Here is a 9,151-nt window from a genome sequence, read left to right as displayed (position 1 = left end):
ACTCGGGGTGAAGATGGCCGGTGCCCTCGAGACTGCCCACCGCCTCGGGATCCTTCACCGCGACGTCAAACCCGGGAACATCCTGGTCAGCGACTACGGCGAGCCGGCGCTTACGGATTTCGGCATCGCCCGCATCGCCGGCGGATTCGAAACCACCGCCGGCGTCGTGACGGGGTCGCCGGCGTTCACCGCACCCGAGGTGGTGACCGGCCAGCCCCCGAGTGCTGCTTCCGATGTGTACGGTCTCGGGGCCACGTTGTTCGCTGCGGTGACCGGTCACGCTGCATTCGAACGCCGCAGCGGCGAGCAGGTGGTCGCCCAGTTCCTGAGGATCGCCGCCGAGCCTGGTCCGGACCCACGCAAGCACGGTGTTCCCGAGGACGTCAGCGCGATCATCGAACGTGCCATGGCCGGCGCCCCGGAGGGCCGCCCATCCGCCACGGAACTCGGTCAGCAACTCCGAGCATCTCAACGTCTCCATGGTTTCCCCCTCGACGAGATGGCACTGCACACCGAACCAGGAGACGTGCAACCAGAGGAGAACGCGAGGGCTGCGGGGCACCAACTCGTCTCCCATGCACACGAATTCTTTCGCGAAGTGACAAGTTTCGTCGGACGCCGCAAAGAAGTGGCCGCGATCAAGGCGCGTCTGTCGGATTCCCGGATAGTGACCCTCACCGGATTTGGTGGGGTAGGTAAAACCCGGCTGGCATGCCGCGTCGCCGCGGAAGTGCGCAGAACCTACACCGGCGGCACCTGGTTTGTGGATCTCGCCGCGATCTCGAGTCCAGACCTTGTCGTCAGCGCAATAACCGAGGCGCTCGACATTCGAGACGGAATGAATGCGGATGGCACTCACTACCTGTTTGAATTCCTCGGTGAAAGACATGCACTCATCGTCTTGGACAACTGCGAGCATTTGATCGAGGCGTGCGGAAGCGTCGCCGCCGAGATTGCTCGGGGGACGGACCGCGTGCAGATCCTGGCAACCAGTCGAGAGCCTCTCGGTGTACTGGGCGAGACCGTGTTCGAGGTACCCCCCATGCCGGTTCTCAACGAAGACAAGCCCGCTGACGGACAAGACGGCACGATGTTTCATTCCGAGGCGGTCGATCTTTTCGAGCAACGCGCTGCATCCGTCGTCCCCGGATACACCCTCGACGACGAGAGCCGCTTGAGGGTTGCCCGTCTGTGCCAACGGCTGGACGGCATCCCTCTGGCTATCGAACTCGCCGCAGTCCGGATCAGGTCCCTTCCCCTCGACCGCGTCCTGTCGCGGGAAGGCGCACTTTTCGATCTGTTGACTCGGGGGAACCGTGGCGGACCGGTGCGGCATCAAACGCTGCGTGGCGCCATCGATTGGAGCTTCAATCTATGTTCGCCGGAAGAACAAGTCCTGTGGGCGCGGCTGTCGGTATTCGCGAGCGGTTTCGATTTCGACGCGGTCGAGAGTGTGTGCACTGATCCGGATATCCTCCCGGACGCGTTTGACTTGATCTCGAGTCTCGTTGAAAAATCGGTCATTTCCACCGTTCAATCTGGATCTACAGTTCGATATAAATTGCTGGAAAGTATCAACGCCTACGCAGTCGAGAAGCTTGCCGAGCAAGGCCAAGAGGATACGTGGCACAGGAATCATCGAGACTATTTCCTGCGTTTGGCCGAACGCAGCGAGGGTCAGTCACGGGGATCAGGTCAGCTGGAATGGAACCGGCGTCTCCGGCACGAGCGGGCGAATCTGCGGTCGGCGCTCGAGTACTGCCTGTCTACCCCTGGCGAAGCCCGAACCGGTCTCCGTATGGCGGGATCGCTGTGGTTCTTCTGGAACGCGAGTGGCCTCCTGCGCGACGGGCGGTACTGGCTGACCCGCGCCTTGGAGGCCGACCGGCAGCCGAGCAGCGAGAGGGCGAAAGCGCTCTGGGTGATCGGCTGGTACTCAATGCTTCAAGGCGACAACGCCACCGCCAAGCGATATCTGCTGGAAAGCAGCGCCGTTGCGGAATCGATCGGTGATCGAACCGCCCAGGCGTTTGCACTTCAGTTCCGGGGCACAGTGGAGGAGATCGACGGAAATCTCGACGTTGCGTTGGAGCTTCTCAATGCCGCCATGAAACATCACGCGGAGTCAGGGGAAGTCAACTCCCTGACACTGCTGGGTGGCGCTCAACTGGCTTTCGTGCACTGCCTGTCCGGAAACCTGGAACAATCAATCGCTTCGGCGGACGAAACCATCGCCCTGGGCAAGTCGCTGCGGGAGCGTTTTGCCACGTCATGGGCGCTCTGGTCGCGTGGACTTGCCCTCTGGACCCAGCGCGAGTTCGCACAAGCATCGGACTCGTTGAAAGAAGCGATCGAACTGAAGCAGTCATTGAGCGACTGGTTGGGCGTGTCTGTATGCACCGAGATTCTGGCGTGGATCGCGATCGAGGAAGGAAACCCGGTTCGATCCGCACGCCTGTTGGGGGTCGGGCGGACGCTGTGCAGCGAAATGGGGAGCTCTCCGCTCTTCGGAAGCGACGAGTTGGTCCGCACACGGACTCGTTACGAAAAACGCGCCCGTCAGTTGCTTGGTGACTCTGCGTTCGACAGAGAATGCCAGGCCGGTGAACGCCTCGATCACCTCGCGTCGATTGAATTCGCGTTGCACAAGCGCACGTCTGCGCCGGCAGCGGCCGTCACTCCTTCAGCGAAAGTGAAACTCACACCTCGCGAGAAAGAAGTGGGAAAGCTGGTGGCCGAGGGACTGACGAACAAGGAAATCGCGGAAAGATTGGTCATCTCGCCCCGTACCGCAGAAGGACACGTAGACCGCATCCTCACGAAGACGGGACATCGATCCCGCGCGCAGCTTGCCGCCTGGATCGCTCGCGAGGAGAGTATCGATTCCCGGAATCCGTAGTTCGGGGCATTTTCCCCACTTCGTGTGACACCGTCCCGGGTCTGCGTCACCGGCGAGACAGTCCTGATTCCCCGGGGGGCGCTCCGGTCCCGGATCGGTTGATGCCTGTCGCAGTGCCGTCCTGAACAGACCGATCAGTCTTCTCCCTCCGGAACTCAGGGATGGGTCCACTGGGCGCATACCTGCGTAGGAAATGCGGGTAGTGAAGCACGTAGATCACCGCCGTCACACTCGCCGCGAAATTGCGAGTCTTATCGGCATGAACAGCACACACCTCCACCGAAACAACTCGCCCACCAGCAGCACCTCCTCCTGGAAGCGGTTCACCACATTCGTTTGGCACCGGCTTCAGCCTGGAAGTGCCGCAGTCGCCACCGCCGCACTCGGCATCACCCCAATGTAGGCAGTCGCACCGTCGATCGCCCCAGGGGGAGCCGACGAAGGTCAATACTCCCCCATCCCCCGCCTCATCAGTATCACCCACCAGAGAAATCCACAGAAGGAAGTCATGACCATGACCGAAACCCGCACCACCACGGCGACCACCACCGCGACGGTCACGAACGTCGACATGAAACTCGAGGTGCTCGTCCTCCCCGTCTCCGACATGGATCGGGCCACCGACTTCTACACGCAACTCGGCTGGCGACACGACTTCACACCGCCCGGCTCCGGCGTCGTCCAGTTCACCCCGACCGGCGCCGACACCTCGATCCACTTCGGCACCGACCTGACCACCGCCGCACCCGGCTCCGCCTCAGCCTTCCTGATCGTCTCCGACATCGGCGCCGCCCACCAGCAGCTGACCGTCGCCGGAACCGATGTCAGCGACATCTTCCACTACACCGCGAACGGCCCGGTCCCCGGACCGGACCCCGACCATTCCAGCTACAACTCGTACGCCACCTTCCACGATCCCGATGGCAACACCTGGAAGCTGCAGGAAGTCACCACCCGTCTTCCCGGCCGGATCGACTCCGCCACCACAGTATTCAATTCCCACCGTGACCTGGTGAATGCACTCTTCCGCGCGGCCATCGCCCACGGTGAACACGAGAAGCGCAACGGCGGGCAGTACGACGAGAACTGGCCCGACTGGTACGCCGCCTATATGGTCGCCGAACAGGCCGGGACGGAGCTGCCCATCTAACGCTCCCTCAACTCTTCTTGCCCATCGGTACCTCCTCCGTCTGATCCGTTCACCGCGTATGTAAACAGACTCGACGAGCCAGAGGCGCCAATCCACCCAAAAGCCATTCTCGACCACCAATCAACACAGCAAGGAACCCACATGCCTGTCACATCCGACGTCGCGATCCGGCCGTTCACGGTCGACATCCCTGAGACCGAAATCCAGGCTCTGCGCCAGCGCATCGCGGCCACACGCTGGCCCGACAAGGAGACCGTCGCAGATCAGTCGCAGGGCGTGCAACTCGCGACGAGTCAGGCACTCGCGCAGTACTGGGCGTCAGATTATGACTGGCGCAAGGTTGAGGCGAAGCTGAACGCTCTGCCGCAGTTCATCACAGAGATCGACGGGCTCGACATTCACTTCATTCACGTTCGCTCGAAGCACGAGGACGCGTTGCCGCTCATCGTCACGCACGGGTGGCCCGGGTCGATCATCGAGCAGCTGAAGATCATCGAACCGCTGACCGATCCCACCGCTCATGGTGGTGACGCATCGGACGCTTTTCATCTGGTGATTCCGTCGGGGCCCGGCTACGCGTTCTCGGGCAAGCCGACCACCACCGGCTGGGGCCTCGACCGCATCGCCCGAGCCTGGGTCGAGCTGATGAAGCGCCTCGGGTACACGCAGTACGCGGCCCACGGCGGCGACTGGGGTGCGATCGTCACGGAACTGATGGCTCTACAGGCGCCGCCGGAACTGCTCGGCATTCACACCAACATGGCTAGTGTGGTTCCACCCGAGATCGACCAGGCGCTCCGCACCGGCAACCCACTGCCGTCCGACCTCTCCGACGACGAAAAGGCCGCCAGCGACCAGCTGGCCTTCTTCTACCAGCACATCGGCTACGCCGTGGAGATGGGTTCGCGCCCACAGACACTGACCGGATTGGCGGATTCGCCCGTCGGACTGGCAACCTTCATGCTCGACCACGACGCGAAGAGTTTGGAGCTGATCTCCCGGGCCTTCGCCGGACAGCCAGAAGGCCTGACGCGAGACGATGTCCTCGACAACATCACGCTGTTCTGGCTGACGAACACCGCGGTGTCTGCGGCTCGCCTCTATTGGGAACTCACGTCCCCGGCGTTCCTCGCCACCAGGGGCGTCTCCATCCCGGTTGCCGTGAGCGTCTTTCCCGACGAGCTCTATCAGGCACCGCGCAGTTGGACAGAGAAGGCGTATCCCAACCTCGTCCACTACAACAAGCTCGACAAGGGCGGGCACTTCGCGGCCTGGGAACAGCCACAGCTCCTGGCAGAAGAGATTCGCGTGGGCTTGCGGTCGCTTCGATAGCCGACCGCAGTCGGACGTGTTGCACCTGCCACGTTCTGCCGGGCGACCGGGTGGCTCACTGCAAACCACTCGGTCGCCCTCGGCTAGGAGGACGGTACCCCGCATCCACAGTGGAGGAACCGGGTACCTCACCAGCCCACACAAAGGAGAACCGACACGTGTCGATCGCTCCGCCACAGCCCGAGATCGTCCTCGCTCTCACATACACGAAAAGGTAAGAACCATGTTCGCTGTTCAGTTCGATTCTCCCGGATACACCGATGTGCTCCAGTTGCGAGATATTCCCGTCCCCAGTCCGGGCGAGGGTGAAGTACTCATCGCCCTCGAAGCATCGGCGATCAATCCCGCGGACGTGAAGATTCGTAGCGGGGTGATCCCGCTTCAGGGAAGTGCGCCGTTCACGCTCGGGTACGACCTGGTGGGCACCGTCGAGGAGACGGGCCCGAATGCCGACCGATTTCTGCCCGGTGCTCGGGTAATTGGTGCCTCGACGTCGGCGCTCACCGGAAACGGGACCTGGTCAGAGTTCGTCTGCCTGCCGGAAACGTCCCTTGCCCGTGCCCCCGAAGACGTCGACCCGGCCATCCTTGCCCAATTACCCCTACCCGGCTTGACGGCGATGCAGGCCGTCGATGCTCTGCAGTTGACCAAGAAATCTGACGTGCTTGTCGCGGGCGCCGCCGGTGCCGTCGGACGTATCGCACTGCAGCTTCTCCATCTCCGTGGACACCGCGCACACGCGTTGGTTCGACGGGCCGAGCAAGCGGAAATGTTGCCGACCGGAGTAGCCGAGGAAGTGTATATCGGCTCACCGCCGGTCTCCCGCGTCGACGGAGTGATCGACACCGCCGGAATTGATCTGTCCGCCGCGTTACGACCCGGGGGGCACTACGTCACCGTTGTCCCGGGAAGCCCGCCCCACAGCGTGTCGACGGAGAGCGCGACGCTGGTGATCACTCACGAGTCCGGCGCGATGTTGCACGCACTCGCCGAACACCTCACCGCCGGTGAGCTCAACCTTCCCGAGTCGACAGCGTTCACGTTCTCAGAGATCGTGGCTGCGCACGACGAGTACGACCGCCAGCTGGGACGGCGCATCACACTCGTCGTCTGACCGGCACGGTAGCAGCCCGCAGCGTGCATCCCGCAGGACCGCCGCGCCGCCACGACCGGTTTCGAGATCTCCGGACTGACGACGTTCCAGTGCCCACCGAGATCAGTGAAGGATCCATGAACGAGCAATCCAGTCGAGCCGGGCTCGCGGGCCGCCCGACCGAACTCACCCCGGTGCCCGTGCCGCCGCCCAACACGAAGACGAGATCGGGCGGCGGTTCGAGCAATTCGATGCCAGTTCGGGTCCGAGGCAAGGGCGGAAACCTACCGGTCGAGCTGACCAGTTTCGTCGGCCGCCGCCACGAGGTGGGCGAGACGAAGAAGATGCTGTCCGCGTCCCGTCTGGTGACATTGACCGGAATCGGGGGCGTCGGGAAGACCCGGATCGCGCTGCGAGTCGCCACCGACTCGCAGCGGGCGTTCACCGACGGGGTCTGGCTGATCGAGCTCAGTGAGCTCTCCGATCCGGAATTGGTGACCGGTGTCGTCTCGGCTGTCCTTGGACTGAGGAACCAATCCGCGGGAGCACCATTGGTCCACCTGACCGACTACCTCGCCGACAAGCAAGTGTTGCTGGTGCTCGACAACTGTGAGCACCAGCTCGAGGCGGTGGCAGCACTGGCGGACGCGGTGTTGCGGACCTGCCCAGGGGTACGCATCCTGGCAACGAGCCGGGAGCCGCTCAGACTCAGCGGGGAAGCGGTGGTCCGAGTTCCGCCGATGTCAGCCCCCGACCCACGCCGCGCGTCCTCGCTTCGCGGGTTGCCCAGCTACGAATCGGTGGCGTTGTTCGTGCAACGGGCGGAAGCGGCCGTTCCCGCGTTCGAACTCACCGAGGACAACCAAGTTGCGGTGGCGCAGATCTGCGCTCGCCTGGACGGTTTGCCGTTGCCGATCGAATTGGCCGCAGCCCGGCTGCGAGTCATGTCCGTGCACCAGATCCTCGACCGTTTGACCGATCGATACCGACTGCTCACCGGCGGCAGCCGTGCCGCACCGGCCCGGCAGAAGGCGCTGCGGTGGTCCATCGACTGGAGCTACGAGCTGTGCACCCCGCAGGAGCAGCGTCTGTGGGCACGGTTGGGGATGTTCGCCTGTAGCTTCGAACTCGATGCCGCCGAGGCCATCTGCGGCGACGGTGATCGGGGCGGCGACCTCCTCGACGTCGTGACGGCACTGGTCGACAAATCGATCCTGATCCGGGAAGAGGCAGGCGACGTGGTCCGGTACCGGATGCTGGATATCTTGAGCGAGTACGCCCAGGAAAAACTGCAGTCCACGGGCGAATACCCCAATTTGCGCAGACGCTTTCAGGACTGGTACCAGGAGCTGATCATGCGTGCCGCGGCAGACACTATCAGTCCTCGTCAGCTGCACTGGCTCCATCGCCTCGACCGGGAAGAGCCGAATCTTCGTGCTGCCCTTCAATTCTTCCTTTCCGAACCAGACGGGGCCGCCGCCGGTCTCCGCATGGCGGTCGGGTTGTTCCCGTTCTGGTTCTCCCGCGGATACCTCCGGGAGGGCCGGCTCTGGCTCGACCGGGTCCTCGCCGCCGCGGACGGCGAATCCAGCGCGGATCTGGCCAAAGCCCTGTACCTGGTCAGCCTGTTTGCGGGGGTGCAGGGAGACGTGGCTGAGGGTGTGGGCCTGCTGGCCCGCGCCGATTCCCTCGAGGACCGACCCGGCGACACCTCGATGCGTGCGCTCCGGGGATACGTCCGAGGATTTCTCGCTCTCTACAACAGCGACTCCGTATCTGCCGTGCCACATTTCGAGGAGGCGATCGGCGCCGCACAAGACGCTGAGGGCGCCGACTTCTTTCACATAGGGAGCCTGTTGGGCGAAGGACTCGCTTACATGTCGCTTGGTGACGCGTCGAAGGCGCGCGTCCGCCACCAGAGAATGCTGGCCCTTTCCTGGACACTCGGCGACATCGTCTACTGCGGACGGTCCGCGATGATTGGGGCCTGGGCGTGGTGGCGCGATGGCGATCTGCCCCGGGCGCGAGCGGTCATCGAGGAGGGAATCCGAATGTCGACTCGTGCCGACGACTCCTTTGGCATCGGCTGCAGCCTGGAAGCCCTGGCATGGATCGAAGCCGACCACAATCCCGGCTGCGCCGCAGTCCTCCTCGGAGCCGCCGCCGCAATTTGGCGGGAGGTCGGCGGAACCATGGCCAACTATCTCACCGGTCTGAGTTATCACAGCGACTGCGAACAGCAGGCACGCAGCGCGCTCGGTGATCGACAGTTCGAAGAGAAATACCAGCACGGCAGCGCATTCAGCGTCGACGATGCGGTCAGATTCGCTTTCGATGAACAACCCGTACCCGGGAAGTCTCCCGAAGTCGACACCCTGAGCCGACGTGAACGACAAGTCGCCGAGCTCGTCGCCGAGGGACTGACCAACAGGGCGATCGCCGCAAAGCTGGTCATCTCGCAGCGCACGGCACAGGGCCACGTCGAACGTATCCTCTGCAAACTCGGCTACACCTCGCGAACGCAGATCGCCACCTGGCTCATCGAACAGAGACACCAGCAGAACCCTGACCCCGAGACACGAACTCACCACGCATGACCGTGCGTGACGCAATACCCACACTCAGCGGTGCCACCAGATCGAACAGGGTCGACCACGCAGACGCCCGCGCGAGAGTT

5 protein-coding genes are annotated in these 9,151 nt (G+C 63.3%); all 5 read left to right on the top strand.

Annotation, left to right across the window (positions count from 1 at the left end; all coding sequences use genetic code 11):
• Positions 1 to 2,899, top strand: a 2,899-nt coding sequence (locus RJ1_RS15230) for a protein kinase domain-containing protein (RefSeq protein WP_073361151.1), incomplete at its 5' end; no start/stop codon positions are given.
• A 508-nt stretch (positions 2,900 to 3,407) separates the two neighbouring features.
• Positions 3,408 to 4,049: a VOC family protein gene (locus RJ1_RS15220; protein ID WP_073361116.1), complete on the top strand. Its 642-nt coding sequence runs from the start codon at positions 3,408 to 3,410 to the stop codon at positions 4,047 to 4,049.
• A gap of 141 nt (positions 4,050 to 4,190) precedes the next feature.
• Positions 4,191 to 5,381 carry an epoxide hydrolase family protein gene (locus RJ1_RS15215; RefSeq protein WP_073361114.1) on the top strand — a complete coding sequence of 397 codons (1,191 nt, stop codon included), beginning with the start codon at positions 4,191 to 4,193 and terminating at the stop codon, positions 5,379 to 5,381.
• 223 nt (positions 5,382 to 5,604) lie between these two features.
• On the top strand, positions 5,605 to 6,495 hold the full coding sequence (locus tag RJ1_RS15210) for a quinone oxidoreductase family protein (protein WP_073361112.1): 891 nt from the start codon (positions 5,605 to 5,607) through the stop codon (positions 6,493 to 6,495).
• Between the two features lie 116 nt (positions 6,496 to 6,611).
• Positions 6,612 to 9,071, top strand: a complete 2,460-nt coding sequence (locus tag RJ1_RS15205) for a LuxR C-terminal-related transcriptional regulator (RefSeq protein WP_083400716.1) — start codon at positions 6,612 to 6,614, stop codon at positions 9,069 to 9,071.
• The last annotated feature ends 80 nt before the right edge of the window (positions 9,072 to 9,151 follow it).

Origin of the sequence: Rhodococcus jostii NBRC 16295, assembly GCF_001894825.1 — a bacterium.
Taxonomy (GTDB): Bacteria; Actinomycetota; Actinomycetes; order Mycobacteriales; family Mycobacteriaceae; genus Rhodococcus_F; species Rhodococcus_F jostii.
The sequence above is the reverse complement of the archived record's forward strand: the minus strand, read 5'-3'. Positions and strand labels throughout refer to the sequence as shown.

Coding starts and splice junctions, on each gene's coding strand:
- RJ1_RS15220 (WP_073361116.1), top strand. CDS start 3,408: ATGACCATGACCGAAACCCGCACCACCACGGCGACCACCACCGCGACG.
- RJ1_RS15215 (WP_073361114.1), top strand. CDS start 4,191: ATGCCTGTCACATCCGACGTCGCGATCCGGCCGTTCACGGTCGACATC.
- RJ1_RS15210 (WP_073361112.1), top strand. CDS start 5,605: ATGTTCGCTGTTCAGTTCGATTCTCCCGGATACACCGATGTGCTCCAG.
- RJ1_RS15205 (WP_083400716.1), top strand. CDS start 6,612: ATGAACGAGCAATCCAGTCGAGCCGGGCTCGCGGGCCGCCCGACCGAA.